Origin of the sequence: Thalassospira alkalitolerans (genome assembly GCF_002115745.1) — a bacterium.
In the GTDB taxonomy this organism is placed as follows: domain Bacteria; phylum Pseudomonadota; class Alphaproteobacteria; order Rhodospirillales; family Thalassospiraceae; genus Thalassospira; species Thalassospira alkalitolerans.
Genome location: NZ_JFKB01000002.1, coordinates 117,510 through 143,620 on the forward strand (window position 1 = coordinate 117,510; position 26,111 = coordinate 143,620).

The window sequence follows — 26,111 nt, forward strand, 5'->3', positions numbered from 1 at the left end:
CAATGAGCTTCGATTTCCTTGAATTTGAAGAACAGGTTGGCATGATCTGGCACCGGATTGCATCACGCAATCAGGAAAGCTATCGCGATTATCGCGAACATGCGGTTACTTTTGCCGAGTTGCGCGGTCATTTGCCTGTGGTTTTTCGCGCCCTTGGCGGTGACCCTGCGTGCGAGTTTGCCCAGATTGATAAACGGGTTTCCGGGCATCGATTGCGGTGGCGCCAACGGATTGGCTTGGTCGATGAACAGATCGCCATGGCAGAAATGAACGAAGCATCGGTCAAGCTGCCGTCTTCTGTTTCACTGTTCCCGTCACGTGATCTAAACCGCGATCTTTATATCTGGTTGATGGCGTGGTTTGCGGTTTCTATTCCGCCAAATACTGTGCCTGATTCTGCAAAAACACCGTTCCTGACCGATTTGGTCCGAGTTGCCCAAGCGCGTAAAACCGATATTGCCGTGCGGCAATCGTTTCCCGGGATTACGGGGCTGCGCCAGCGTCTTTATGATGCGTTTCTGGCCTTGCGCCCGGATCGCCCCTTGCCGTGCACCGAACAACAGATGGAACACTGTGTTCTGAAAATTCTGGGTTCTGCCGGGCATCAGGATGAAAACGGCCTTTGGTCCTTGGTTGTTAATGGTTCCGAGGGCTCTGGCAGCACCGCTGACATGGTTGCCATCGTCAATGAGGCAGGTCTGCAATCACAGCGTTATGCACCTATTCTGCCTGTGCCGTTATGGGGCGAGGCTATTTTTAACGGAACCGCCGGATCGATTGCGGATTGTGATGATGACGAAGAAAGCAAGTCCTCTGATGGTGATCAGGAACGTAAAAAGCGTGCCCGGCGGCGCAAGAATGATCAGGCAGGGCGCAATGATCCACTGGCATTGAACAGGTTTGAAAAAGTCTTGACGATCGCCGAGATGGTCAATGTGAACCGGCCAATGGATGATGAAGACGAACAGGATGCCAAAAAGGCTGCTGACGAACTTGAGGAAATGGAAATTTCCGACTGCAAACGCAAGGCGGCAACCAAGCTTCGTTTCGATCTTGATTTGCCACCGCGTGACGTCGATGAAGGCCGGGTCATTGGCGAATGGACTTATCCCGAATGGGATTATCGTCAACAAACCTATCGCCCGGATTTTTGTAAAATCGTTATGCAGTCCGGCGACGAAACGGTTAGCGACTGTGATATTTGGCGGCCCGGTGAAACCGAACGTCGTCAGATCCGACAGGTACGACGCCAGTTCGAAGCCTTCCGGCCACGGCACGAAGTCTTGCGCGGGCAGTTTGATGGCAGCGAGCTTGATCTTGAAGCATTGGTCCGTGCGCAATGCGACCAAAAAGGCAGCGGTGAACTAAGCGACCGGGTCTATTTGAATACAGTACGCCGGGCGCGGGATTTGTCGGTTGCGGTGTTGGTTGACGTATCACTGTCCACGGATGCGTGGATACAGGATCACCGTGTTCTCGATGTTGAAAAACAGGCGCTTTCGGTATTGGCCGGGGGGCTTGATGCCTGTGGCGATGAATTTGGTGTGTTTAGCTTTACATCGCGCCGCCGTGATTGGGTGCGGATAAATGCGCTTAAGAACTTTGACGAAGATTGGTCGCCCCGGTGTCAGGACAGAATACAAAAACTCCGCCCTGGCTATTACACAAGGCTGGGGGCTGCTATTCGTCATATGGGAAAATTGCTGGGTGAACGGCCGCATCAACACCGGCTGTTGTTGGTGATTACCGATGGTAAACCCAACGATATCGATCATTACGAAGGTCGCTATGGGATCGAGGATACCCGCCGTGCGGTGCGCGAATGCCGCAAGTCTGGACTTGGTTTGTTTGGCGTCACGGTGGATCGTAAGGCACAGGATTATTTCCCATATATTTTCGGTGCTGGCGGGCATGCTATTGTTGGGCGGTTGGAAAAACTGCCTGCTGCCTTGCCACGGATTTATCGCCAACTGGTTCGGTGATCATGGATAACTCAGATGAACAACTGATGTCGTCGCGGAACCTTGACGATATTGGCGATGCCGATGATGCTAATTGGGGTGGATTGGAAGATTTGCCCGGCCACCCGATTATGTGGGTGCTGATTTTATCGGAATTGGTGGTTTTTGGTGCGTTTCTGTTGGTATTTTCAGCGGCCCGAATCAGTGATCCGATCGGGTTCGCAAGCGATCAGGTTCAGCTTGATCGTGTGGCTGGTGGGATCAATACCTTAATACTGTTAACCAGCGGATTATTTGCCGTGTTTGCGGTACATGCGACCAAGGCGGGCGATATCTTGCGGTGCCGGTTGTGGTTGTTGGCAACCTCGGTTCTGGGGATGATTTTCCTGATCATCAAGTTTTCTGAGTATATGGGAAAATTCGATGTCGGGATTGGTTTGGAAAGCAGTACTTTTTTCACTCTTTATTTTCTGATCACCGGATTTCATGCTCTTCATGTTGTTATGGGGCTTGGGGTTCTTGGTGTGGTCGCGATTTGGCCCAGTCGGATCAATATCGAAACCGGGACGGCCTTTTGGCATATGATTGATATGGTTTGGGTGCTGGTCTTTCCGGTAATCTATTTGGTGCGATGATATGATTATGATTGAACCATCGATTGTGGATCCTTTGGACCCGGCCATGCCGGAAAATAACGGTCACAGCGCAGGCCGAACGGCAATTATTGTCTGGACGCTGGCCAGCGTAACTACAGTTGTATCGCTTTTTCTCGCACTTTCGGATGGCCGGTCTGCGCCGGTTCTGCTTGGTCTGTTGCCGGTCTGCGTGATCATGGCCGTTGGCAGTTTTAAGGCATGGCTGATCTTGCTGTTTTATTTAGGACTGGGACGTCAGGCGGGTTCCTGGCGTGGATTGTTCATTGCGTTTCTGATTGTGATTTTTGCTGGTGTTTTGGCAGCACAGGCGGCCGTGGTTCTGATGAACACCTGACCTGACCCGTGCTGCCATCCCCCCGGATATCAAAGCAAAGGTAACGGGCGATTAATGACTGGTTCCTGCCGAATAGGTGATTTTGTTAAATACGTTGTATTTTCCGACCGGTTTGCGCATTGGAATGCGTTTGATTTCCTCGAACGTTGCCGCGTCATAAACAATGACGGCACCATCATCATCCCAGATCGATAAAAGTGCGTGTTTGCCACTGCGATCAAATTCGACATGGGCGGCAACCTTGCCGGGTTCGGGGCGGAGTGTTTTGACGATTTCAAGCGTACGCTTATCGAAAATATGAACCACGTCCTTATGCGGGCCGAAAAACACATCAACCCAGGCATAGGGGGTATTGTCATGGCTGCGGGCGAAAAAGCCCGGTCCCTGGGTGTCGATGATTTTGATCGTTTTCCAGGTTTCCATGTCAATCACGCTGATTTTTGGGTCTTTAAGGTGCGGTGTCGCAAGAACCTGATGGCCTTGATATTCAAAGGTAATGCCAGACCCAAGATGAGGCATGCCTTCAAGGGCAATATCGGCAATCTTGCGCCCGACATTCAGGTTGACGACTTGTCCGTCGCGGCCATTGCGGGCCGCCCCGATTAAATGGCGATATTCCTGATCGAAAAAGAAATCGTCGAGTTCATCAGCAAGATGAATGCGCCGAATGGGGAAGGGGCCATACTGAACGTCAAGGGCCTCGACCATATTGGCTTCGTAATTGTGTACGAAACCGGGATAGACCGGGCGCGGATCATCAGCATATGAAATTTCCCAAACTTCGGGCAAATCTTTAAGGGCGATGATAAAACTATGGCGTGGCGGGGCAGTATAAACCGCCGATACACGGGATGATTTGCCATCTTTGCTAATGACTGGAATATTGCGTATCGGGGTCAGGTCGCGGGCATCAAGCAAAACCAGATTATGGGGCAACATATTGCCCGCCATCACGTAACGGCCATCGTCGGAAACCGCGACATTGCGCGTGTTCAGGCCAACCCGGATTTCAGCAACCGTTTGCAGGGAATAAAGGTCATACATCTGTACCCAGCCATCGCGCGATGCCAGATAAACAAAACGACCATCGGGGGAATATTTCGCCCCGCCATGCAAGGCAAACCGGGTGGGAAAACGGTCAAGCGGTTCAAACGTATCGCCGTTCAGGATCGTGACGTGATGATCACCGGCCTCGACCACTGTAAACAAGTTTAATGGATCGCCATCAAATTGTGGTGTGTCGGGCAGTGTGGCCGGTTCGACAAAAACCTCGTGGCTTTGCTGGATGTCGGCCATGCTCCAACCTGGCATTTCAGCAAGGGGCTGACGCAACCAATCTGCCAGCACGGCTATATCGGCTGTATTAAGGGTTTGATCAAATGCCGGCATCTGTGTGGCGGGGCGGCCATGGGCGATAACGTCGGCAATACTGTTTCCCCGCAGCCTTTCAAGGCTTTCAGGCAATAATGCGGGCCCCATTCCGCCCAGTCGGTCACCATTGTGACAGGCCGTGCAATGGGTTGCATATAGGGCGCTGGCATTTGCAAACTGATCGGGTTTAAGTGTCGTTTCATCGGCAAGGGCATAACTGGCCAGACCTGTGACAAACAGGGTGGTCACAATCAGGTCTTTGCCAAGGTGTCGCAAGGCGGGGCTCATGATGTCAGCCCTACCTGACCATGGCGTTTTGTCGCTGAAAACGGCAGAGTTTCAAGACGGTGATGGTCGCCTGTTATGCCCAGTTCCATATCATCAAGATAGCATCCCGGATCTTCGGCCCAAGGATCGCCGGTGAGTTGATAGGCGCGCGTTCGGGTGTTGCCGCCACATATGTCGCGATATTGGCATGCGCCGCACCGGCCATGAACAAGGCGCGGGCGCTGTTTCAATCCGGCCATTAACGGGTCGCTGACATCTTGCCAGATTTCGGAAAATGGCCGTTTCAGGACATTGCCCAGCGTATGTTGCCACCACATGGTATCGGGGTGGACATTGCCCAGATTGTCGATATTGGCGACATTGACGCCCGATGCATTGCCGCCCCAACGGCGCAGCATTTTGCCGATTTGTTCGGATGCCTCGGGGTAATGTTCATCAATCCAGAATTTCAGGAATACCCCATCGGCATCGTTGTTGCCGGTAACGTAATCCCGTGCAATTCCGTTTTTTACATCGGCTTCGCATCGGGCAAACATCATCAATAATGCCTCGCGGGTCATCGCGTAAAACGCATGATCCTTGCGGTTATGATTGCCGCGTCCGGCATAGTTCAGATGCGAAAAATAGAACTTGTCGATCCGTTCTTGTTCGACCAGGTCAAGAAGACCGGGAAGGTCCTGATAGTTTTCGCGCGTCATGGTAAAACGAATGCCAACCGGCAAACCGGCATCACGGCAAAGTTTTGCCCCGCGAAGGGCCAGATCAAACCCGCCTTCAAGGCGTCGGAAATAATCATGGGTGGCATTCAACCCATCCAGACTGACCCCGACATAGTCATAATCGGCATTGGCAATCTGATCGATATTGGTATCGTCAATCAGGGTGCCGTTGCTTGACAGCGCAACATAGAAACCAAGTTCCTTGGCATAGGCTGATATGTCAAAGATATCGGGTCGCATCAGCGGTTCCCCGCCAGACAGGATCAGAACCGGAACATTGAAATTGCGCAGGTTTTCCATGGTTTTGAAAACCTGTTTGGTGCTGAGTTCACCGGGAAAGTCTTTGTTTACGGCGGATGCATAGCAATGCCGACATGTCAGATTGCATCGCCGGATCAGGTTCCAGATGACCACCGGCCCGCGATTGGCAAGGGCGGCATGTTTGCGTTCGGCGGGCGACGGGACAACACCGTTTTGACTGATATTGATCGCTGTGCGGATATACTGACTTAGTCGCAACATTTTTTGTCTCCGCTTTTGCGCCACCTAAGGCCGGTTTTTTTCAAAATGCGACTGCTGTAAAGAATGCGGTGGTTGCGAACATTTTGGCCCAGCAGGGCATGGATATCTTTGACGTGGGTTTCGACCGTTTCGCGCGATGTGCCATGGACCATGGCAAACAGGTTAAAGGGCCATTCGGGTAAATGCCGTGGTCGTCGATAACAATGCGATACGAAATCAAGCGCGCCGATCATTTCTCCCATGGTGTCAACCACATCATCGGGAATATCCCAAACGCTCATGCCATTGGCGTGATAGCCCAGTCGATAATGGTTGGGGATAATGCCGATCCGACGGATGACGCCGATATCAAGCAGACGCTGAAGCCGTTGTTTAACGGCATCGGGGCCGCCCAGCCCCATGCCAAGTGCAATATCACCATAGGGTGTTGAACTAAGTGGCAAGCCTGTTTGGGTCGCCCGAATAAGGGCATGGTCGATTTCGTCAAGTACAGGAAGGTCAATGATATCTGTGAAGGGTTTCATTCTTCTGGGACCTCCAACCGCAACTCCAAGAAAAATTCCTTTTCCTTGGGGAAGTTGAGAACCGTAATCCCGGTTGTGGCTTCAATCTGATCAATGACTTTCAGAAGGGCGTTTTCATTTTCGGCCAGAATGACAAACCACATGTTGAGGGTGTCTTCGCGTTCGTAATTATGCGCGACTTCCTCAAATGCGTTGACCTGTTCGGCGACCTGATCAAAACGCTCGGCGGGGACTTTCATGGCGGCAAGTGTGACCGCACCACCAAGTTTCTCGGTGTTGTAAAGGGGGCCGAACCGGCTGACATATCCATCCGTGATCAGGTCCTTTACACCCTTGATTACCGTTTCCTCGTCATAACCAAGGCGGGTGGCAAGTTCCTGAAACGGTCGATCACAGATCGGAAATCCACCTTGCAGATTGTTGATCAGGTCGCGTTGAAGCGGCTTCATGATATCCGTCCGATCACGCTTGGTTTGGGGGATATGGCGCAGGCATCCGTATTAGAACCGCCGGTCAGGGCGGCAGAATCCAGGGATGAGGATGCGGATGGGGCACCGTATTTACCGGCACGCTGTGTAAAGCACTGCTTGCTAAACAGGATCTTGCTTGGAATATCACCCAGATCAAGCCGGGCAATCATATGGCGGATCTGGGCGCGGACCGTCAATCGGTCACGGCCGTGTATCATGCAATAAAGGTTGTATGGCCAAACATCTTTGACCCGTTCCCGGCGATAACAAAGCGTGACATAGGGAAGGTTGGCCATGATCTTGCCGATGTCAGGGGCCAGATCATCGGCAATGTCAAAAACGCACATTGCATTGGCTCGATATCCCAGCGACCGATGCCGCACGATCATGCCAAACCGGTTGATCACCTTGTCCTTGATCAGGTGGTCAAATGTCTCGATAACGGTTTCTTCGGGAACACCGAGTTCAAGCGCAATCAAGGCATAGGGACGTTTGCCAATCGGCAGGCCGTCACGCAGTTTTTCGATCAGACGATGTTGAAGCTCGCTTAGTTCCATTGCAACGCAAATCCCAAATCGAGGCGGTAATGTTCGATCATCGGCATTCGATGCACGGCAAAGCCGGTTTTTGCCTCGATCGAATGGATCGTCGTATTCAAACTCGCCTGATCGGCGGCGGTTACGACGAACCACAGATTGAGTTTATCTTCACGTTCGTAATTGTGATTGATTTCGGTAAAGTGGCTGACGAGATTGGCAATCTTTTCCAATTGATCTTGCGGAATTTCCATGGCGGCAAGTGTCGATGCCCCCGCCCGTCCGGTGGCATATGTTGCCCCGACCCGATCGACATAGCCCTTGGTCTTCATATCTGAAATCGCTGTAATAACGCTTTCTTCATCGCTGCCGATTTTTTCGGCAATGGTGGCAAAGGGGCGCGGTGTTGTCGGAAAGTCGCGCTGGAACTCCTCGATCAGGCGGATTTGCAGGGCACTAAGGTCAGGGGCCAAGTCGGGGGTTGGCTTTGGGTTCCGGTTGTTGCTCATGCCATCCTCTCCTACAGGCCGATCTTGCCAGCACGGCTGGACATGAAAATGCCGCTTGGGCTTGGCAGTGGCAGTTCGGCAATGGGTTCGAACGTATAAGGGTTGTATCCGATCACCTTGTTGTCATCGCGCACCGAAAGCCATATCTGATCGCCGCGTGAACTGAATTCCATATGCAAAACACCCTTGCCCGGTTTCAGTTCGCCAACGATGGCAAGGCTTTCGGTGTCGATGATCTGGACCGTGTCGTAATCAGGCACCGAAAAATTGACCCAGACATGCCGGTTATCAGGATGGGCCATGACAAAGACCGGTTGTCCATGCACGGGGATCGCGCCAATTTGTTGCCAGGTTTCGGTATCAATCACGAGAACTTCGTGATGACCGACCGCCGGAACAAAAGCGCGTTTTCCCGCAATCGCCCATCCTTCAAGGTGGGGCATTTTGTAGACCGGCAAGCGTTCCTGTCCCTTGCCGTAATGATCAAGAATGCGCTTTACGCCATTTTCGGGATGCCAAAGGTCCAGCAGGGCCATGCCATCTTCGCCAAACAGCCCGGCAATATAATAACGGCCATTTGATGTGATCAGCGCGTCATAGGGCTGAATACCAACATCCTTGTATCGGGTGATGACCGGGGTGTTGCCGGTTGAAAAATCAGCGACCCAGATTTCACCTGAATCCCATAGGCTGAAAACGAACCGGTTGTCAGGTGCATCGACCAGACCAATAACCTTGGACCGATCCGGTCCATCGCCAACCAAGGCGGGGATATCGGCAACCATTTCAAGGGTGTCGCTATTAAATACCCGAACGCCACCGGGTTCGTAATTGGCCACGGCAACAAGTTTGCCATCCTGACTGATGGCGCCGCCGATGCTGTTGCCTGCCTGCAAGGTGCGTTTAACGATTTTATGACCAAGGATATCAACCTTGGTCAATCCGCCGTCACGGCCAAAAACAAAGGCAAATCGGCCATCGCGGGAATACACGATCGAGGCATGGGAAAGATCGCCAAGCCCGTCAATAATTCCGATGAATTGTTTTGCACTGGTATCAAGAATGGCGACTTGTCCTGTCGCACGCGCAATTACTGTTGCCAGATCGGCGGTGCCGCGCGGGGTCGGGGCGGATGCGCATGCTGCCAAAATCAAAATGCCCCCGACAGCGATCAGACTGCGGGCAGCGCGGAAAGATGTGGCAAAAAATCTTGCCGAAAATGCAGTGCGCTTCATTCGGGGTCTCCTGTTTTCAGGTAACGTGCCATCCATGCTGCTTCATCGGGGGTAACGATTGCGCGCCATGGCGGCATGGCCGTGCCGGGCAATCCATCAAGGATGATCGTGGTCAGATCATCGATGCTGTAGTGCGCAATATTTTCCGGCAAAAGCGGTGATCCAAGCCCGCCCTTAAACGTCATGCCATGGCAGGAGCCACAATCTTGACGCACCATTTGTTCAAGATCGTGTGCGTTACGGGCCGGTCGTTCCAATGTGCTGTTTTGCGCGCTGGCCGGGAATGACGAAAAAACCGTCAGCATCATGACCGTGGTCAGTGCGATGGCAGCGCCAAGAACCGGATTACGCAGATCGTACATAGCGCAGACCATCATTTTGAATGCGGGATGTTGCCGCCGGATCAAGCGTTCCATCGGGCAATAAATCGCCAACTGGCAGCGATAACCGGTCTGCCAGCGAAATCACGCGACCAATCACAATCATGCAGGGCGGATCAAAATCCAGTCGGTCAAGATCGGCACAAACATTGCCAAGTGTGGTGCGGAAATGGCGTTGATCCGGGGTGGAACCGTTTTCAATGATCATGACCGGGGTGTTTACCGCCAAACCATGTTCCATCAGTTTTCCGGCGATGATGGGCATGGTTTTAACGCCCATGTAAATCGCAAGTGTCGTGTCCGGATCGGCCAGAGAACGCCAGTCGTGCTGGGGTTCAGCGTCGGCCTGCATGTGGCCGGTGACAAAGCGAACACCGGTTGCCAGCCCGCGATGGGTCAGCGGCAGGTTAAGTTGTGCCATGCATCCGGCTGCGGCCGTGATCCCGGGAATAACTTCAAAAGGAACATTGTGCAGGCTAAGCCATTCGGCTTCTTCGCCGCCACGTCCAAAGATATAGGGATCGCCACCCTTAAGACGGACAATGTGGCGATGCGATTGTGCCAGATGCACCAAAAGAGAATTTATCTCGGATTGTTTCAGGCTGTGGCTTCCGGTCGATTTCCCAACATAAATGCGTTCAGCAAACGGATTGGCCAGATCAAGGATTTCTTCGGAAACCAGCCGGTCATAAACAATGACATCGGCACGATCAAGCAGGCGTGCTGCTTTGATTGTTAAAAGTTCCGGATTGCCCGGCCCGGCTCCGACAAGATAGATGCACCCCGGTTGTTGCATGGCATTTTTTCCTGTTTTTTCGATATTTCAGGTGCGGGAAGTCCGGGGGCCTCAAAAGGCCCCCGGTTTGGAAGGTCAATAGATATCGTGCTGGGTGTTGTAGACGTTGAACTTGCCCGTCGGGGTCACAAGGCGATCATCCTTGATGACCTTCTTGAGCTTGCGGGTTTTGTCATCGACCACAACGATGGCCGATTTTTCGGCTTTGCCATTCCAGACAGAGAACCAGATTTCGGTACCCTGTTTGTTGTATTCACCCTGTACGACGCGCTGAGCACCTTCGTCGCCCAGATCGGCCCATTCTGCGATTGGCAGAACTTCAATTCCGGCATCAAGGTTGTTGATGTTAAGAACCCCGACCGAATGATAGACATCGGCTTCCGAGTTCAAAGGTGCATCAACCCAAAGATTGGTTGAATTCGGATGGGTTTTGATGAACAGCGAACCACCACCAAGGCCATCAATTGATGCTGCCATTTTCCAGGCATTGTCCGGATGGTTTTCCGGGTCTGTCCCGATCAGAGCGATGCTGTCATCACCTAGATGGCTGGTGGCCCAAACCGGGCCAAGTTCCGGGTGAATGAAGTTTGCGCCACGTCCCGGATGCGGGGTGGTGCCGACTTCGACCAATTTGGTCAGTTTGCGTTCCTTGGTGTCGATAACGGCGATGGTATTACGTGCGTTGGCCGCAACCATGAAGTAACGACCAGATGAATCAAAACCACCGTCATGCAGGAACCGTTCCGCATCGATAGACGTGACCTGAAGTGCATTAAGATCTTCGTAGTTTACAAGCAGAACCTTGCCTGTTTCCTTAACGTTGACAACGAATTCAGGATTGTAATGCGACGCCACGATGGCGGCGACACGCGGTTCCGGATGGAATTCCTGTTCGTCATAGGTCATGCCGCGGGTCGAAACGATTTTAAGTGGCTCAAGCGTTTCGCCGTCCATGATCGTGAATTGCGGTGGCCAGTAGGCGCCTGCAATCGCATAGCGGTCTTCCCAGCCCTTCATTTTCGACGTTTCAACGGAACGGGCTTCCAAACCAACCTTGATCGTCGCAACGATTGAAGGGTCTTTCATCCAAAGATCAATCATGTCGACCTTTGCATCACGCCCGATCACCATCAGGTAGCGACCCGATGCTGATACACGCGAGATATGGACAGCGTAGCCAGTATCAATGATGTATTTGATTTCATAGTTATTACCGTCGATCAGGGCAATCTGACCGGCGTCACGCAGGGTGACCGAGAACAAGTTCTCGATATCGAGATCGTTCATCTTCTTGGTCGGGCGCTGATCCACCGGAACAACAACTTTCCAGCTTTCCTTCATCGCTTCCATGCCCCATTCCGGTGGCATGGGCGGGTCCTGCATGACATAGCGTGCCATGATGTCGACCTGTTCTTCGCTTAGTTCGCCCGAAGTGCCCCAGTTCGGCATCCCGGCCGGCGAGCCATAGGTGATGAAGTCGTGCAGATGGTCATAGCCAAGATCGCGGGTGCGATCCGTGGTCAATGCCGGACCGGTTGCGCCATTACGCAAAACGCCGTGGCAGCCTGCGCAACGTTCAAAGAAAATCTTACGGCCTTGATTGAATTCATCGACCGTCATGGTCGGCACACCTTCGTGAACCCCGGGTTGGGCGCCATCCGTCGGAAGTGACTCGAGGCTGGGTTCATAGGTGCTTTCGCTGTCAGGATGTTTTTCCTGTGCGAATGCTGCCGTCGCAAAAATAAGGCCGAAACCGAGCGCAAGCGGTGCTGCCGAACGTCCCAGCCGAGTTGTGAGTGTCATGCGTCCCTCCATTAGAAAAATGAAAGCCTTCGCTCTCGGTTGCGGAGAGTTGATCTTTCGGCGGGTGGTGGCCTTGATGATGATCAAATAACCATATGAATATTGTGGTTTTGAGCGATTCAACGTTTGACGGGAGTCAACTCGCCATTGGCAAAATCCCGCAGAATAAGGCCAGAGAGAGCCAAATGGGGAAACGTCATGTCCTTTCGATATCCGGTTCTGCTGGTGGCGGCACATGGCACGCAACATCCGGGTTCTGTTCCCGGGGGGATGTTTTGTGCGCAACTTCAACGGTTGCTACCGGGCTTTGATATTCGTCTTGCATTTCTTCGTAATGCCCCGACTGTTGGGAATGTGTTGCAATCGGTCTCGCAAGAACCGGGTTTGGATGTCTTGTTATTTCCGCTGTTTTTTGCACGAAGTTCGATTGTGTCAGATGAATTGCCCGCCCTGACGTCACGTGCCGGTTTGGAGCCGCACAGGCTGTTGCCATCGGCCAGTTATTTGCCGGGCTTTGTCAATATGCTGGCAAACAGGGTGATCACCCGGCTTGCTTCTGGGGGCAATAGCCGGGGGGATGGGGAAAAGACAGCGGTCTTTCTGGTGTCCCATGGTCAAAAACGCGAAACATGTTCGTCGCCGGAAATGTGCGAATTGCGAAATTCGGTCGCGCAGGTTCTTACCCATCACGAAATCCACAATGTGCAACTTGATGGCCAACCCTCGCTTGCTGACTGGCGTGATCTGACCAATTGCCGAAAGGCTCTTTTTGTCCCGCTATTTGCCGGTGACGGCCTTCATTGCCGTCAAGATATCCCCGATGGAATTGATGTTCGGCCAGATGAAATCGCAAATATATTGGCCCCGGTGGGAACTTGGCAGGAATTGTCGTCGTTGCTGGTTGATCACTTGCATCGTTGTCATGCGCACAGCGTTGCGGAGGGGGGCTTGCCTCGGTCTGCTGTTGAATGGGGGGCTGATCATGTCACGGCGTAATTTGACCAAAATGGATTTTGATCTGATTTCCCGGGTTGCTGTGATGTCAGCATTTTCGATTGATGAAATAGAGTCCATCGTTAATGGGGTGGCCGTTGTGATCCATAACGGCCGCGAATTGTTGTTTAGCGAGGGCGAGGTCGCAGATCAATTCTTCATTGTTCTAAAGGGGCAGGTCCGCTTGTTCCGTATCTTGGGGGATGGTCGGGTAACGCTTTTCCATCTGGTTAGTGCGGGCGAATCCTTTGCCGAGGCTGTCGTGCTTGCCGGGCAAAATTATCCGGTATCGGCCGAATGTGATCCCGGAAGCGAGATTGTCGCTATCAGCAGATTTCAGCTGATCAACCGTCTTAAGACAGACAAGGTGTTGATCGGCCGGGTGATGCAGTCACTGATCGAACGCGAACGGTTCTTTTATCAGGAACTGAACGATTTGCGCCAACGCAACCCGTCGCAACGTCTGGCGGGTTTTTTATTGTCGCAAGGCGAAGAATCGGATTTAGTTCCCAAGCACGTTATTGCAAACCGTATTGGTGTGACGCCGGAAACATTTTCACGTGCGCTGCGCAAGCTTGAAGATGACGGCTTTATTGCTCGCGACCAAAGGATGAGCATCCTTGATATTGACGGGTTGCGCCAATTCGCCAGCCGATAGATGATTTTCACCAGATTATTGATGTGGAACAAACTGGATCGTCTTGTTTTATGTTAGAGTTATTCCAGTAATTGTAAAAACCGCATCTTTACCATGGACAATGCCATGATGAACGATATCGAACGCATATCGGGTGTTCTTCGCTTTGCGAATTATTTCCGAACTTGGCCGCAGGAAGACATCCTTGAATTGGCTGGATTATGTCAATGGGTCCGGTTCGATACGGATACCATGATGATTTCGGCTGATGATCCTGCCTCGGCGCTATATCTGATCGTTAATGGCCATGTTGAACTGTCCTTTAAGGACCGGGATGGCAAGGATGGTGTGATTGACCTTCTTGGCAATGGTCAGCTTGTTGGCGAATGCGCGCTTGTACCCGATGGTTGTTATGCCGTTTCGGTTCGAACGCTTGAGGCAACAACGGCAATCTCGATTGATGGTGCGGCCTTTTCCGATTTTCTGGCGGCTCATTTTGATCGGGCGCTGACCATGATGTCTGCGATGACAGAACGTTTGTGTCAGTTGCTGCGTCAGGCCGAAGAACTTAAATGTCGTTCGGCCGCCCAGCGTCTGGGGATTTATTTTCTGGCGGATGCCGTGCCAATTGACGGTGCGCATGAAACACCGCTGACGATTGAAAAATCGGCTTTGGCCCGGAAATTGGGCATGACCAGCGAAACGATTTCACGTGCGCTTAAAAAGCTGTCGGAAATTGGCGTATCGCAGCATGCCAACGGCCATATTATCCGGATCGCAGATGCCCAAACACTTTCGGAATGGTGCGGCCTTTCGGGGAATGATGCCAAGGAAGGAAGCCAAAATGCGCTCAAGGCAGCTATCTGATACCGACATCGGTATCGTAAAACAGGTTCCTTTTCTGTCGGCGCTCGGGGCGGCACGACTTTCTGATCTGATCGGGAAATGCCGGGTGGAGTGGCATGCGAAGGGTGAACATTTGTTTCGCGCCGGTGACGTTGCCGACCATTTTTATATTTTGCTGTCCGGGCATTTGCGCCTTGTTAAAATATCGCCGTTGGGCGAAGAAACCGTGATGCATTTCCTAACGCAGCCCGGTGCCTTTGCCGAGGCCGTTTCCCTGGCGGGCCGGGCATATCCGGTCGAATGCGAAGTCATGGAAAATTGCGAGATTGTGGCAATCCCGCGCGAAGCGTATCTAACAATTTTGCGTAGCGCCCCCGATGTTGCCGGTGACGTGCTTGCCGGTCTTATTCGCTGGGAACGTTTCTTCCTTGAAGAAATCTATAAGCTGCGCCACACCAAACCAATCCAGAGGATCGCCTCGTTCTTGATCGACTTTGAAGAACGAAATGGCGAAAACCTTGATGGCGAAGACGAAACGAATTTCCCGGAAAAACGCCAGATCGCCAGCCGGATTGGTATCACCCCGGAAACTTTCTCGCGCTCGCTTCGAAAGCTTGAAGCAACCGGTGCGATTGCAGCGGGGCCAAAGCTTAGAATTCTTGACCGGGCAGCGTTGTACGAACTTTCACGCTAGTTAAAAGATCAAGCGCAAAGTAATTTCCCTGCAGACTTGCCTTTTTGGCAGGCGGGTAAATTTGTGTTGAAAATGCCGAGAATTTGCACCGGACCGGTCCCAAATGATCGGTTGGCACACGACCGGTTGCGGGGTATGGGCGGAGCCAAGGGGCGCGATGTGATCGCAAGTATCCTTGAATAAAAAATCAATCAATTATATTCACACACGTGATAGTTAATGTTGACAGGGGCCGGGGCGTGGGCCATTGATACCGCCATGGGGTGGCCGGAAAGCGGCGGTCAGAACAACGGAAAAAACTCTTTGGTGTGGCGCTGACATGGTGTCAGCGCTGTCTGCGGTCCTCATGTGTTCGCATCGTTGCACGCGCAGAAGGAACCGCTTGTTTTCCTGTTTCTGATCGTGCGTACGATCCGACCATGGGGCATGCCTGCAGCAGTTGGGGATGTGCAAAACCGGTTTGTGCAAGCTGCCAAATTTGGGGCTGCGCTTGTTGTTTTTGCGATTGCTGTTGGTGCGCAGACAGCCTGTTGTTTTGGGCCGTCGCGCGTTTTGCCGCAGATGCGCGAAGGGCGCCCCGGGGATTTGATTGCGGGCAATGGCTTGATCGCCTTGCCGCCATAGATATCGGAGTTCGAATGATAGACGGTGCCATGCAGCCATTTTCGCTGACACTCGACAAGTTCCTTAACCACGCGGCCAAATGGCATCCTGATGTTGAAGTGGTAAGTGCACATCCAGATGGCGTGATTGAACGGATTGGCTATGCCGATCTGAAAACACGGGCAAAGCGCGTTTCGCGGATTCTTGCCGATTTGGGTGTTATCGTGGGGGATCGCGTGGCCACACTTGCCTGGAACAGCCAGGCCCATGTCGAAGCATGGTATGCGATCATGGGTCTTGGTGCGGTGTGTCATACACTTAACCCGCGTCTGACCGTTTCCCAGACAGCCCAGATATTAAAGCAATCAGACGCGCATGTTTTGATTGTCAGTGCCGATCTTGCGCCACTTGCCCAACAGGTCGCCGCCGAGGCACCGGTTGCACATGTTCTGGTTATTGATGGTTCGGCGGGTGATTGGACAGAAAGCGGGGCCGATCTTAGGGTCGATACGCTGGCGCCCCTGATTTCCAAAGCGCAAAGTGACATCGACTGGGGCGGGTTTGATGAAACAACAGCATCCGGGCTTTGCTTTACCTCCGGCACTACCGGGGCGCCCAAGGGGGTGACCTATACCCATCGCTCGACGTATCTTCATACATCACGGCTGTTGCAGGCAGATGTGATCGGAATTACGTCGGCGGACACGGTTTTGGCCATGGTGCCGATGTTTCATGCCAATGCATGGGGGTTGCCATTTGCTGCGCCTGCCGTCGGGGCAAAACTGGTTTTACCGGGGCGTCTTGCTGATGGCGCAAGTTTGGCAAAGCTGATCACGTCCGAAGGCGTAACCGTTGCGGCAGGTGTGCCGACCGTATGGCTTGGTTTGGTTGAACATCTTGAATCTTGCGGTGGTGACGTTCCAACATTGAAACGGATTTTGATGGGCGGTGCACCATTGCCCCCCGCCTTGATGGCGCGGATTGAACGACGTTTGGGCGTGGCCGTGCAGACCAGTTGGGGCATGACCGAATTATCGCCGCTGGGCACGATGTCTTCGCCTGTTGACCCGAAACGGGATGCATCTGTGTCGGGGCGGCCATCGGTCGGGATCGACTTTTTGCTGACGGATGCCAGGGGCAATGCATTGCCCGAACAACGCAATGTCGAGGGGCATCTGCGAGTGCGTGGTGCCTCGGTGGTGGAACGCTATCTGGGTGATGAGCAACCGGCCACGGATGCGAATGGCTGGTTCGATACCGGCGATCTTGCCCGCATTGATGACCGTGGCAATTTGATGATCACGGGGCGCGCCAAGGAATTGATCAAGTCGGGCGGTGAATGGATCAATCCGGCCGAGATTGAAGCCATTGTCGGAGCACTTCCACAGGTATCATTGGCAGCCGTGATTGGCCGCCCAGATATCAAATGGGGCGAGCGGCCGGTACTTTTGGTCGAAACGCGCAAGCATCAAACCATCAGCGACGATGACCTTTTGGCATCGCTGCGCGGGCGCGTGGCGTCCTGGTGGATTCCCGATGTGGTGGTTCGCGTTCCAAGCATGCCAAAGGCATCCACCGGTAAAATCGACAAGTTGCGCCTAAGGTCGGAATACGGCCAGGCATAAGCGATAAGACGCCCTTGCGGGCTTGCCCATTCTGTTCCGCAGATCGTGTGGCATATGGACCGAATATCAGGAGGATTACCATGAAAGAAGCAGTCATCGTCAGCACGGCCCGGACCGGTATTGGCCGGGCATATCGCGGTAGCCTGAATGCGATCAAATCGCCAACCCTTGCGGGTCATGTTCTAAAACATGCGATCGCGCGTGCAGATATTGATGCCGCAGAAATCGATGATTTCGTTCTGGGTACGGTTCTGGCTGCGGGGACGGCGGGCATGAACCTGGCGCGCAATGCGATTTTTGCCGCCGGTGTTCCGGCAACTGTTGCGGGGCAAACCATGGACCGCCAATGTGCGTCCGGCCTGATGGCGATTGCGACAGCGGCAAAACAGATCATGGTCGATGGCATGGATATCGTTGCTGCCGGGGGGCAAGACAACATATCGGCTGTGCAGGACCGTTATTTTTCTTGGGGTTTGGAAGACGCCGATCCGAATGTAATCGCCAGTGCTGCGAATGCTTATATGCCAATGCTGCAAACTGCCGAGTTTGTCGCGCGGAAATACGGCATAAGCCGTGAAGCACAGGATGAATATGCGCTTCAATCCCAGTTGCGAACCGCAAAGGCACAAGCCGCCGGACTGTTTGCCGATGAAATCGTTCCTATTGCCACCACGATGAAGGTTCGTGACAAGGAAACCGGTGTGGTTTCGGACCGCGATGTGACGCTTGATCGTGACGAGGGTAATCGACCGCAAACCACACTTGATGCGTTGGCGACGCTAAAACCGGTTATTGACGGTGGTGTGATTACCGCAGGCAATGCAAGCCAGCTTTCTGATGGGGCATCGGCCTGTATCCTTATGGATGCCAAACTGGCCGAACGCCGTGGTCTTGCGCCACTGGGCATCTATCGTGGGATGGCGGTTGCGGGATGCCCGCCCGAAGAAATGGGGATTGGTCCGATTTATGCCATTCCCAAATTGCTTAAACAGCATGGCTTGACCGTTGATGATATCGGCTTGTGGGAATTGAACGAAGCATTTGCTGTTCAGGCCCTTTATTGCCGTGATCATCTGGGCATCAATCCTGAAATCTATAATGTGAATGGTGGCGGGATTTCCATCGGTCATCCTTATGGCATGACAGGCGCGCGTCTGGTTGGGCACGCGCTGATCGAAGGCAAACGTCGCGGGGCAAAATATGTTGTGGTCACCATGTGTGTTGGTGGCGGCATGGGGGCTGCCGGGCTGTTTGAAGTCAATATCTGACCAGACCGTCACCGAAGCTTGTGAAAATCCGGAAGCACGCAAAATATTGCGTGCTTCTGTTGGTTTGCAAAGTTATGTGATGTCCTGTCCTGCTGGATCCAAAAGCGGGGCAAAGGCTTGTTTTCTGCAGTCAAATCATTTGGATATCATGGGCCATCCCGGTTATGCTGATAACAGGCGATATCGACCCAGAGCCTTGAATTCCTGCAATTCTTTGCGGGAAAGATCAAAATATAATCCGTTGTCGCCGGTCATGGGCGTATCGATGGCGTTGCGTCATCGGATCGGGAATATCGTTAGAGAACGGAATTAAAGACTGTGTGCAGGTTTTTGCGCACAATGATTGGTGCAACGGCCGATCATAATTTGGAAAGGTATTGAGTTTGTCTGTAGAAAAGAAATCCCGGCCCAAAAGTTCGACCAAGGCGGAACAACGCGCCGAGATGATTGAGAAGATATTGGATGCCGCTGAATATCTTTTTTCCAGACACGGTCTTTACGGGGTGACGTTAAAGGATGTTGCCAAGCATGTTGGCGTACATCACACGCTGATCAATTACTATTTCAATGACAAGAAAAAGCTGTTCGATGCTGTATTCGAACGCCGCGCCGTGATCACAAGCGAGCGACGGTTAAGGGCGCTCAAGGAATACGAAGTCGCCAGCGCAGGAAAGCCAACGGTCGAAGGGGCGCTTCGTGCATTCCTTGATACCGATCTTGATTTGTATATCGAAGGTGGCGATGGCTGGAAAAACTACGCGGCTCTTGGGGCGCAGGTGGCTAACACGCCCGAATGGGGCGCCGATATGATGGACAAGCATTTCGACCCTGTCGTGCTGCGGCTGATCGATCTTTTAAAAGCGGCTCTTCCCGATAGCGCGGAAGAAGATATCTTTTGGGGATATCATTTTGTCACAGGCGCGCTGATGCTGACACTTGCGCGCACCGGACGTATTGACAAGCTTTCAGGTGGACTGTGCAAGTCGGGGGATTTCATTGCCGTCAAAGAACGGATGGCGACCTTCATGACAGCGGGATTTTTGGCAGTTTGCAAGGATCGTAGTGCCACGCCCGCGCCTTAAATCAGCAAATCAATCCGGGCGTTTGACAAGGGGCTTTGGGCATTATTTTGTCTTGGCGACGGTGGGTGTTTATGTGGTTTGAAACCTAGACCGCATCAAAAGAAACTCTTGCGTTTTTGTTATTAATTCACTAGTGAGTTAATAAGTTGACGGTGATAGTGAGGATATAAAAATGAAGCTGCGGGATCGTACCGCGATTGTCACAGGTGCCGGTGGCGGATTGGGCAAATGCCATGCGCAATTGCTGGCCAGTCTTGGGGCGCGGGTTGTCGTTAATGACATGAACGGGGAAAGTGCCGCACGCGTTGCCGATGAAATCAATGCGAATGGTGGCGAAGCGATTGCATTTGCCGCATCGGTGACCGACGAAGCTCAGATCGCCAACATGGTCGCGCAGACGATGGCAAAATGGGGCCGCATCGACATTCTGGTCAATAACGCCGGTATCCTGCGCGACAAAAGCTTTGCCAAGATGGATCTTGCGGATTTCCGTCTGGTCGTTGATGTGCATCTTATGGGGGCCGTGATTTGCACCAAGGCCGTTTGGGAAATTATGCGCCAGCAGGGCCATGGTCGGGTCGTAATGACGACGTCGTCTTCGGGTCTTTACGGGAATTTCGGACAGGCTAATTACGGTGCTGCGAAAATGGCCTTGGTTGGTTTGATGCAAACCTTGGCACTCGAAGGCGAGAAATATGGAATTCGGGTGAATTGCCTTGCACCCACCGCCGCGACACAGATGACAGACGGGCTTCTGGCACCTGATGCGTTGAATAAACTTTCTCCTGATCTTGTCAGCCCGGGGCTTTTGGCTCTGGTCGGGGATGGTGCCCCGACGCGCGCTATCATGTGTGCCGGTGCCGGGCATTTTGCCTGTGCGAATGTGACCCTGACGAACGGGGTTCAGGTCGGCGGCGGTGATGATGCGGCCGAACAAGTGGTTGCACAATGGGATCAGATCAGCGATCGACAGGGCGAAATTGTTCCGGGCTATGGCTTTACCCAGGCAGAACGTGAATTGGCCGGCGCCGGGGATGATGCGGCGGTTTTGTTTACCAAAGGTTAGTTAACGTGCCCGGCCTGATTCCGGGCAAAGAATACAAAAGGTCGACGTCAATTCAGGCGGAACGGTCTGAATAAAAAGGCAGTAACAAACTGCATCAAAGAGGCGGATGATCCGCTTCTGAATCAGGGAGGAAACTATGAGAAAATTGTTTACTTCGACAGTGTTCGTGCTGTCCGTGCTCGGCGCATCCGCCGTGCCAGCAGCAGCCGATACAATCAAAATTGGCTATGTTGATCCGCTTTCCGGTGGTGCGGCCAGTATTGGGCAGATTGGTCTGAACCAGATGAACTTCATCGCTGATGCCGTAAATAAGAAGGGCGGTATCAATGGTGAACAGATCGAAGTCATCGGTTATGATAACCAGATCAACCCGCAGACCAGCCTGGTACAGGTGCAAAAAGCCATCGACGAAGGTGTCCGCATCATTGTTCAGGGCAATGGTTCATCGGTTGGGGCCGCTATCGAAGGCTTTGTTGAGAAATACAATCGACGTAATCCGGATGCGCATATCGTTTATCTGAATTACGCTGCCATTGATCCGGCGATGACCAATGAGAGTTGTAGTTATTGGCATTTCAGTTTTGACGCCAATACCAATGTCAAAATGGAAGCCTTGACCAACTTTATCAAGCAGCGCGAAGAAATCAAAAAAGTCTATCTGATCGATCAGGATTATTCGTTCGGCCATGCTGTTGCTGAATCCGCTGTCAGCATGCTGAAAGAAAAACGGCCCGATATCGAGATCGTTGGCAACGAATTCCATCCTTTGGTCAAAATCACCGACTTTTCGCCCTATATCGCCAAGATCAAGGCCTCAGGTGCTGATACGGTGATTACGGGTAACTGGGGGCAGGACTTTTCCCTGTTGATCAAGGCTGCGGGCCAGTCGGGTCTGGATGTCAATTGGTATACTTATTACGCCGGTGCGGCCGGTGGTCCGACCGCGATCAAACAGGCCAACATGGATGGTCGCGTCTTCCAGATTAACGAAGGCATCAGCAACCTTGGCTATGCCCCTGCGGAAAATACAGCACGCGAATATGGTGCGGTTTATAAAGACGCACCTGTGTTGTTCCCGCGTATCTTCAACGCAATGACAATGTTGTTCATGGCAATCGAAGCTGCTGGTTCGCAAGATCCCGCAGTTTTCATTCCCAAGCTTGAAAGCATGGACTATGCCAGCTTCTCGGCTGGTGGTGAAAGCTTCATGCGCAAGGATGACCATCAGTTGTTCCAGCCGCTTTATATCTCGGCATTCGGGCCACTCGCCAACGATCAGTCGTTTGACGAGGAGCATACCGGATGGGGTTGGACCAAGGTGGGTGAAATTTCCGCCAAGGATACCGTCATCCCAACCACTTGCGAGATGAAGCGTCCTAGCTGACGATTGGTAACGCGGCGTTCGGGTACATCCGGACGCCGCCATCTCTTGGTCGGAAACGGCCCCTTTACGACGCGCAGAAGCGGGGAGACGCGATCGTGTTTGAAATCCTGTTTATTTCAACTATCAACGGCATCCTTTACGGGATGCTGCTGTTTCTTATGGCCAGTGGACTGACCGTCATCTTCAGTATGATGGGGGTTCTTAATCTGGCACATGCCAGTTTTTACATGCTGGGTGCCTTTTTCGGATTTGAGATCAGCCAGCATTTTGGCTTTTGGTCCGGGTTGGTGTTTGCTCCGCTTTTGGTCGCAAGTATCGGCATGATTGTCGAGCGTTACGGATTGCGTAACGTCCATCGTCATGGTCATGTCGCCGAATTGCTTTTCACCTTTGGCCTTACCTTTGTCATTCAGGAAATTGTCGAAATGGTATGGGGCAAGCTGCCGGTTGATTACCGGGTACCAGCCTCACTTGATTTTTCGGCCTTTACGGTTTTCGCCACCACTTACCCAGCCTTCAAGATGTTCGCGCTTTTGGTGTCTGTGGTCATCTTTTTGGCCCTGTTGTTAGTGATACGGCGCACGCGCATTGGGCTGATCGTTCAGGCAGCCCTTTCCCATCCGGATATGGTTGGCATGCTGGGCCATAACGTTGACCGCATCTTCATGCTGGTTTTCGGGGTGGGGGTAGCTTTGGCGGCAGTGGCGGGTGTCATTGCCGGGCCGGTGCTGGTCACGCAATCGAATATGGCCGGTCTTTTGGGGCCGATCCTTTTTGTTGTCGTCGTCGTGGGTGGTCTTGGCTCGTTGGGGGGGGCATTTGTTGCATCGCTTCTGATTGGCCTTGTGCAGACCTATGCCGTTGCCTTCAACGTGTCTTTGGCCGATGTGTTTGGCAGTTCCCCGCTGACGGGCGAATTTGCTCTGTATTTCAACGACCTGTGGAACGTGACGGTCGCACAGATCGCGCCAATCATGCCCTATATGCTTTTGGTGCTGATCCTGATCTTTAGACCGCGCGGCTTGATGGGGACGAGTAACCGATGAACCAGAAAATCGATACCCGAATTCCTGCGCTGCCTTCGGGCCGTCGCAGCAGTTTCCTTGCGCGCTATGGCATCTGGATTGTTGTGGCCATTGTGCTGGCCGGTTTGCCCTATGTCTTTAGCTCGGGTTTGGCGCTGTCCACCATGTGTATGATGGGCACGATGATCATCTTTGCCCTGTCCTATAACATGCTGTTGGGGCAGACCGGGTTGTTGTCCTTTGGCCATGCCGTTTTCTTTGGGTTGGGTGGCTTTTTGACCGCTTGGGCTATGAATGCTGTGGTTGGCACCGACAGTCCGTTACCACTATTTCTGTTTCCGATCATTGGCGGTTTTACCGGCCTTGTCTTTGGTGTGATTTTTGGTGCGGTATCGACACGCCGTTCTGGAACGGCGTTTGCCATGATCACGCTGGGTATTGCCGAACTGGTATCGTCAAGCGCGCTGATCCTGCGGCATTTCTTTGGCGGCGAAGAAGGCATTACCGTGGATCGTACCGATATGATCCACCTGTTTGGTCTAAGCTTTGGCCCGCAAATTCAGGTCTATTACCTGATTGCCGTCTGGTGTTTGATATCAGCAACAGCGATGTATGCGCTGACATGTACGCCATTCGGGCGTATTTGCAATGCGGTTCGTGATAACGCCGAACGCGTGCGCTTTATTGGCTACAACACGCAGACCGTACGTTTCATGGCTTTTAGCTTGTCAGGTCTGTTCGCGGGCATTGGCGGCGGGCTTGCAGCTATTAATTTTGAAATCATGAACTCGGCCCAGATGGGTGTCGGTGAATCCGGTGCCGTCATTTTGATGACCTATATCGGCGGCATTGGTAATTTTGCCGGACCAATCATTGGGGCTGTTGTTGTCACGTATCTTCAACTGATGCTGAGTGACATCACCGATGTCTGGCAGCTTTACTTTGGGTTGCTGTTCATTGGCATGGTGATGTACGCGCCCAACGGTCTGGCTGGCTTGCTGGCATTGCAACAGCCATTGTTGCAAACGCGCCAGCTGCACCGGGTTGCTCCCTATTATGCTTTGGCGCTTGCCCCCGGATTGGTTGCCATCACCGGGCTTAGCATGGTGATCGAAATGACCTATCAGCTTTCGGTTAAAACCGCGGCGGGGCCGGCTATGGAATTCTTTGGTGTTACGTTCAACGCCAATGTGCCATTGCCGTGGATTATTGCGGTTGTTCTGTTTGCCGCAGGCGTTTGGCTGTTTCTGCGTGCCGCCCGGCTTGCCGGACATGTCTATAGCGAAGCGGTCACGTGGAGGAAAATGCCATGACAGTGTCACCAAATTCCGTGCCGGCGCTTGAACTTTCCGGTTTGGAAAAAAGCTTTGGCCCGATGAAAATCATTCGTGGCATTGATCTTGATATCCCATCGGGGGAACGCCATGCGGTGATTGGTCCGAACGGGGCCGGTAAATCCACACTTTTTCATCTGATTAGCGGCCATTACCGGCCAAGTGGCGGTACGGTTAAATTGCATGGTGATGATATCACCGGTTTGCAACCCGAACTGATCGCGCGTCGCGGGTTGTCGCGCAGTTTTCAGGTGACCAATATTTTCCCCCAGCTCAGTGTTTGGGAAAATGTTCGCTGCGCCACCCTGTGGGCGATGGGGTACAAATATTCGTTCTGGCGCAATGTCGAAAGTTTGACCGATGCGCGTGAACGCACCGAACAAATCCTGACCGAGATCAATATGCTTGACCGCTGGAACATGCCTGCCGGGGTGCTTGCCTATGCGGAACAGCGGGCGCTTGAAATCGGCCTTGCGATTGCCAGCAATGCCGACACGATTTTGCTTGATGAACCGATGGCCGGAATGAGCCACGGCGAAACCGAACATATGGTCGGTCTGATCCGCCAGGTTAGCGAAAACCGGACGCTGTTGATGATCGAACACGATATGAGCGTGGTCTTTGATCTGGCTGATCGCATTTCGGTGCTGGTCTATGGCGAGGTGATTGCATCGGATACGCCAGAACGTATCAAGGCCAATCCTGCCGTACAGCAGGCATATCTTGGAACGGAGGTGGTTTGATGTTGGACGTACGCGATCTTCATGCCTATTACGGCAAAAGCCACATCCTTCAGGGCGTCAATATGCGGGTTGGCAATAATGAAATTGTCAGCATTCTCGGGCGGAATGGTGTTGGTCGGTCAACCACCCTAAAGGCAATTATGGGGAACCCATCCCCGCGCGGCGATATCGAATTCAGGCAAAAGCCGATTGCGGGTCGCAAACCGCATGATATTGCCCGCCTTGGTATCGGCTACGTTCCCGAAGAACGTGCCATCTTTCCGATGTTGACGGTCGAACAAAACTTGTTGCTGGGCATCAAGTCCGGTCAAAAGGACGCCCGCTGGAGCCTGGATGAAACCTGGCGGTTGTTTCCGCAACTTCTTGAACGCGCCAATGCCCCGGGCGGTGCGCTTTCGGGCGGTGAACAACAGATGTTGACCATTTGCCGCACGCTGATGGGCAATCCTGATCTGATCATGATTGATGAACCAACCGAAGGTTTGGCACCACAGATGGTTGAACGTATCGGTGAACTTCTGCAGGAAGTCGCCCGGCGCGGTATTTCCATCCTTCTGGTCGAACAGCGTCTGGCGATTGCGATGCGTATTTCGCATCGTGTTTACGTGATGGGGCACGGCCAGATGGTCTTTGAAGGAACCCCTGATGAATTGATGGCGAATACAGATGTCCGGCGCGAATGGCTTGAGGTCTAGGGCCTGCCATTA

General features: G+C 52.8%; 27 protein-coding genes. 17 read left to right on the forward strand and 10 right to left on the reverse strand.

Going from position 1 to position 26,111, the window contains the following annotated elements; genetic code table 11:
* Positions 1 to 2: 2 nt before the first annotated feature.
* Genes TALK_RS03580 through TALK_RS03590 form a run of 3 tightly spaced genes read left to right on the forward strand, consistent with a single transcriptional unit; the run spans position 3 to position 2,951 of the window.
* The gene (locus tag TALK_RS03580) at positions 3 to 1,982 is read left to right on the forward strand and encodes a nitric oxide reductase activation protein NorD (protein ID WP_085615966.1); all 1,980 of its coding nucleotides are present in this window, start codon (positions 3 to 5) and stop codon (positions 1,980 to 1,982) included.
* A 2-nt stretch (positions 1,983 to 1,984) separates the two neighbouring features.
* Positions 1,985 to 2,596, forward strand: a complete 612-nt coding sequence (locus TALK_RS03585) for a cytochrome c oxidase subunit 3 family protein (protein WP_245829648.1) — start codon at positions 1,985 to 1,987, stop codon at positions 2,594 to 2,596.
* A 7-nt stretch (positions 2,597 to 2,603) separates the two neighbouring features.
* Complete coding sequence (locus TALK_RS03590; protein ID WP_169714929.1) at positions 2,604 to 2,951, forward strand: cytochrome C oxidase subunit IV family protein; 348 nt, start codon at positions 2,604 to 2,606, stop codon at positions 2,949 to 2,951.
* Between the two features lie 51 nt (positions 2,952 to 3,002).
* On the opposite strand, the gene TALK_RS03595 is transcribed toward TALK_RS03590, so the two are convergent.
* The 10 genes from TALK_RS03595 to TALK_RS03640 form a co-directional block, all read right to left on the reverse strand.
* Positions 3,003 to 4,610, reverse strand: coding sequence for a cytochrome D1 domain-containing protein (locus tag TALK_RS03595; protein ID WP_085615969.1), 1,608 nt, complete (start codon positions 4,608 to 4,610; stop codon positions 3,003 to 3,005).
* Complete coding sequence (nirJ, locus tag TALK_RS03600) at positions 4,607 to 5,851, reverse strand: heme d1 biosynthesis radical SAM protein NirJ (RefSeq protein WP_085615971.1); 1,245 nt, start codon at positions 5,849 to 5,851, stop codon at positions 4,607 to 4,609. Before nirJ ends, TALK_RS03595 begins: the two co-directional genes overlap by 4 nt.
* Positions 5,839 to 6,375 carry a siroheme decarboxylase subunit beta gene (gene ahbB / locus TALK_RS03605; RefSeq protein WP_085615973.1) on the reverse strand — a complete coding sequence of 179 codons (537 nt, stop codon included), beginning with the start codon at positions 6,373 to 6,375 and terminating at the stop codon, positions 5,839 to 5,841. The genes nirJ and ahbB (TALK_RS03605) overlap by 13 nt, the downstream gene beginning before the upstream one ends.
* On the reverse strand, positions 6,372 to 6,824 hold the full coding sequence (locus TALK_RS03610; protein WP_085615975.1) for an Lrp/AsnC family transcriptional regulator: 453 nt from the start codon (positions 6,822 to 6,824) through the stop codon (positions 6,372 to 6,374). The genes ahbB (TALK_RS03605) and TALK_RS03610 overlap by 4 nt, the downstream gene beginning before the upstream one ends.
* Positions 6,821 to 7,402, reverse strand: a complete 582-nt coding sequence (gene ahbB, locus TALK_RS03615) for a siroheme decarboxylase subunit beta (RefSeq protein WP_085615977.1) — start codon at positions 7,400 to 7,402, stop codon at positions 6,821 to 6,823. Before ahbB (TALK_RS03615) ends, TALK_RS03610 begins: the two co-directional genes overlap by 4 nt.
* Entirely contained in the window at positions 7,393 to 7,890 is a 498-nt protein-coding gene (locus TALK_RS03620) for an Lrp/AsnC family transcriptional regulator (protein ID WP_245829649.1), read from the reverse strand. The genes ahbB (TALK_RS03615) and TALK_RS03620 overlap by 10 nt, the downstream gene beginning before the upstream one ends.
* An 11-nt stretch (positions 7,891 to 7,901) precedes the next feature.
* Positions 7,902 to 9,125 (reverse strand): cytochrome D1 domain-containing protein, encoded by a 1,224-nt coding sequence (locus TALK_RS03625; protein ID WP_085615979.1) that lies wholly within the window; start codon positions 9,123 to 9,125, stop codon positions 7,902 to 7,904.
* The gene (locus tag TALK_RS03630) at positions 9,122 to 9,487 is read right to left on the reverse strand and encodes a c-type cytochrome (RefSeq protein ID WP_085615981.1); all 366 of its coding nucleotides are present in this window, start codon (positions 9,485 to 9,487) and stop codon (positions 9,122 to 9,124) included. Before TALK_RS03630 ends, TALK_RS03625 begins: the two co-directional genes overlap by 4 nt.
* A complete protein-coding gene (cobA, locus tag TALK_RS03635) occupies positions 9,471 to 10,301 on the reverse strand; it encodes a uroporphyrinogen-III C-methyltransferase (protein ID WP_085615983.1) in 831 nt (276 codons plus the stop codon). Before cobA ends, TALK_RS03630 begins: the two co-directional genes overlap by 17 nt.
* 75 nt (positions 10,302 to 10,376) lie before the next feature.
* On the reverse strand, positions 10,377 to 12,104 hold the full coding sequence (locus TALK_RS03640; RefSeq protein WP_139833707.1) for a cytochrome D1 domain-containing protein: 1,728 nt from the start codon (positions 12,102 to 12,104) through the stop codon (positions 10,377 to 10,379).
* 198 nt (positions 12,105 to 12,302) lie between these two features.
* Between TALK_RS03640 and TALK_RS22060 the strand changes: the two genes are divergently transcribed.
* The 14 genes from TALK_RS22060 to TALK_RS03705 all read left to right on the forward strand — a co-directional run bounded on the left by TALK_RS22060 (position 12,303) and on the right by TALK_RS03705 (position 26,099).
* Complete coding sequence (locus TALK_RS22060) at positions 12,303 to 13,100, forward strand: hypothetical protein (RefSeq protein WP_169714930.1); 798 nt, start codon at positions 12,303 to 12,305, stop codon at positions 13,098 to 13,100.
* On the forward strand, positions 13,087 to 13,755 hold the full coding sequence (locus TALK_RS03645) for a Crp/Fnr family transcriptional regulator (RefSeq protein WP_169714931.1): 669 nt from the start codon (positions 13,087 to 13,089) through the stop codon (positions 13,753 to 13,755). Before TALK_RS22060 ends, TALK_RS03645 begins: the two co-directional genes overlap by 14 nt.
* Positions 13,756 to 13,860: 105 nt before the next feature.
* The gene (locus TALK_RS03650) at positions 13,861 to 14,601 is read left to right on the forward strand and encodes a Crp/Fnr family transcriptional regulator (protein WP_169714932.1); all 741 of its coding nucleotides are present in this window, start codon (positions 13,861 to 13,863) and stop codon (positions 14,599 to 14,601) included.
* Positions 14,579 to 15,274 (forward strand): Crp/Fnr family transcriptional regulator, encoded by a 696-nt coding sequence (locus TALK_RS03655; RefSeq protein WP_169714933.1) that lies wholly within the window; start codon positions 14,579 to 14,581, stop codon positions 15,272 to 15,274. The genes TALK_RS03650 and TALK_RS03655 overlap by 23 nt, the downstream gene beginning before the upstream one ends.
* A 426-nt stretch (positions 15,275 to 15,700) precedes the next feature.
* Positions 15,701 to 15,898, forward strand: coding sequence for a hypothetical protein (locus TALK_RS03660; protein ID WP_139833708.1), 198 nt, complete (start codon positions 15,701 to 15,703; stop codon positions 15,896 to 15,898).
* 14 nt (positions 15,899 to 15,912) lie between these two features.
* Positions 15,913 to 17,502, forward strand: a complete 1,590-nt coding sequence (locus tag TALK_RS03665) for an AMP-binding protein (protein WP_085615995.1) — start codon at positions 15,913 to 15,915, stop codon at positions 17,500 to 17,502.
* A gap of 80 nt (positions 17,503 to 17,582) precedes the next feature.
* Positions 17,583 to 18,770, forward strand: a complete 1,188-nt coding sequence (locus TALK_RS03670) for an acetyl-CoA C-acyltransferase (protein WP_085615997.1) — start codon at positions 17,583 to 17,585, stop codon at positions 18,768 to 18,770.
* A gap of 377 nt (positions 18,771 to 19,147) precedes the next feature.
* Entirely contained in the window at positions 19,148 to 19,852 is a 705-nt protein-coding gene (locus TALK_RS03675) for a TetR/AcrR family transcriptional regulator (RefSeq protein ID WP_211274768.1), read from the forward strand.
* Positions 19,853 to 20,024: 172 nt separating this feature from the next.
* Positions 20,025 to 20,918, forward strand: a complete 894-nt coding sequence (locus tag TALK_RS03680) for an SDR family NAD(P)-dependent oxidoreductase (protein ID WP_085615999.1) — start codon at positions 20,025 to 20,027, stop codon at positions 20,916 to 20,918.
* A 136-nt stretch (positions 20,919 to 21,054) separates the two neighbouring features.
* Positions 21,055 to 22,302, forward strand: a complete 1,248-nt coding sequence (locus TALK_RS03685) for a branched-chain amino acid ABC transporter substrate-binding protein (RefSeq protein ID WP_085616001.1) — start codon at positions 21,055 to 21,057, stop codon at positions 22,300 to 22,302.
* A 95-nt stretch (positions 22,303 to 22,397) separates the two neighbouring features.
* Complete coding sequence (locus TALK_RS03690; RefSeq protein ID WP_085616003.1) at positions 22,398 to 23,348, forward strand: branched-chain amino acid ABC transporter permease; 951 nt, start codon at positions 22,398 to 22,400, stop codon at positions 23,346 to 23,348.
* Positions 23,345 to 24,640 (forward strand): branched-chain amino acid ABC transporter permease, encoded by a 1,296-nt coding sequence (locus TALK_RS03695; RefSeq protein ID WP_085616005.1) that lies wholly within the window; start codon positions 23,345 to 23,347, stop codon positions 24,638 to 24,640. The genes TALK_RS03690 and TALK_RS03695 overlap by 4 nt, the downstream gene beginning before the upstream one ends.
* Positions 24,637 to 25,404, forward strand: coding sequence for an ABC transporter ATP-binding protein (locus tag TALK_RS03700; protein WP_085616007.1), 768 nt, complete (start codon positions 24,637 to 24,639; stop codon positions 25,402 to 25,404). Before TALK_RS03695 ends, TALK_RS03700 begins: the two co-directional genes overlap by 4 nt.
* A complete protein-coding gene (locus tag TALK_RS03705) occupies positions 25,404 to 26,099 on the forward strand; it encodes an ABC transporter ATP-binding protein (protein ID WP_085616009.1) in 696 nt (231 codons plus the stop codon). Before TALK_RS03700 ends, TALK_RS03705 begins: the two co-directional genes overlap by 1 nt.
* Positions 26,100 to 26,111: the final 12 nt, after the last annotated feature.

Coding starts and splice junctions, on each gene's coding strand:
- cobA (WP_085615983.1), bottom strand. CDS start 10,301: ATGCAACAACCGGGGTGCATCTATCTTGTCGGAGCCGGGCCGGGCAAT.
- TALK_RS03625 (WP_085615979.1), bottom strand. CDS start 9,125: ATGAAGCGCACTGCATTTTCGGCAAGATTTTTTGCCACATCTTTCCGC.
- TALK_RS22060 (WP_169714930.1), top strand. CDS start 12,303: ATGTCCTTTCGATATCCGGTTCTGCTGGTGGCGGCACATGGCACGCAA.
- TALK_RS03705 (WP_085616009.1), top strand. CDS start 25,404: ATGTTGGACGTACGCGATCTTCATGCCTATTACGGCAAAAGCCACATC.
- TALK_RS03700 (WP_085616007.1), top strand. CDS start 24,637: ATGACAGTGTCACCAAATTCCGTGCCGGCGCTTGAACTTTCCGGTTTG.
- TALK_RS03620 (WP_245829649.1), bottom strand. CDS start 7,890: ATGAGCAACAACCGGAACCCAAAGCCAACCCCCGACTTGGCCCCTGAC.
- TALK_RS03640 (WP_139833707.1), bottom strand. CDS start 12,104: ATGACACTCACAACTCGGCTGGGACGTTCGGCAGCACCGCTTGCGCTC.
- TALK_RS03650 (WP_169714932.1), top strand. CDS start 13,861: ATGATGAACGATATCGAACGCATATCGGGTGTTCTTCGCTTTGCGAAT.
- TALK_RS03595 (WP_085615969.1), bottom strand. CDS start 4,610: ATGAGCCCCGCCTTGCGACACCTTGGCAAAGACCTGATTGTGACCACC.
- TALK_RS03655 (WP_169714933.1), top strand. CDS start 14,579: ATGCGCTCAAGGCAGCTATCTGATACCGACATCGGTATCGTAAAACAG.
- ahbB (WP_085615977.1), bottom strand. CDS start 7,402: ATGGAACTAAGCGAGCTTCAACATCGTCTGATCGAAAAACTGCGTGAC.
- TALK_RS03630 (WP_085615981.1), bottom strand. CDS start 9,487: ATGTACGATCTGCGTAATCCGGTTCTTGGCGCTGCCATCGCACTGACC.
- TALK_RS03665 (WP_085615995.1), top strand. CDS start 15,913: ATGATAGACGGTGCCATGCAGCCATTTTCGCTGACACTCGACAAGTTC.
- TALK_RS03660 (WP_139833708.1), top strand. CDS start 15,701: ATGCCTGCAGCAGTTGGGGATGTGCAAAACCGGTTTGTGCAAGCTGCC.
- TALK_RS03610 (WP_085615975.1), bottom strand. CDS start 6,824: ATGAAGCCGCTTCAACGCGACCTGATCAACAATCTGCAAGGTGGATTT.
- TALK_RS03590 (WP_169714929.1), top strand. CDS start 2,604: ATGATTGAACCATCGATTGTGGATCCTTTGGACCCGGCCATGCCGGAA.
- nirJ (WP_085615971.1), bottom strand. CDS start 5,851: ATGTTGCGACTAAGTCAGTATATCCGCACAGCGATCAATATCAGTCAA.
- TALK_RS03645 (WP_169714931.1), top strand. CDS start 13,087: ATGTCACGGCGTAATTTGACCAAAATGGATTTTGATCTGATTTCCCGG.
- TALK_RS03680 (WP_085615999.1), top strand. CDS start 20,025: ATGAAGCTGCGGGATCGTACCGCGATTGTCACAGGTGCCGGTGGCGGA.
- TALK_RS03695 (WP_085616005.1), top strand. CDS start 23,345: ATGAACCAGAAAATCGATACCCGAATTCCTGCGCTGCCTTCGGGCCGT.
- TALK_RS03670 (WP_085615997.1), top strand. CDS start 17,583: ATGAAAGAAGCAGTCATCGTCAGCACGGCCCGGACCGGTATTGGCCGG.
- TALK_RS03685 (WP_085616001.1), top strand. CDS start 21,055: ATGAGAAAATTGTTTACTTCGACAGTGTTCGTGCTGTCCGTGCTCGGC.
- ahbB (WP_085615973.1), bottom strand. CDS start 6,375: ATGAAACCCTTCACAGATATCATTGACCTTCCTGTACTTGACGAAATC.
- TALK_RS03585 (WP_245829648.1), top strand. CDS start 1,985: ATGGATAACTCAGATGAACAACTGATGTCGTCGCGGAACCTTGACGAT.
- TALK_RS03580 (WP_085615966.1), top strand. CDS start 3: ATGAGCTTCGATTTCCTTGAATTTGAAGAACAGGTTGGCATGATCTGG.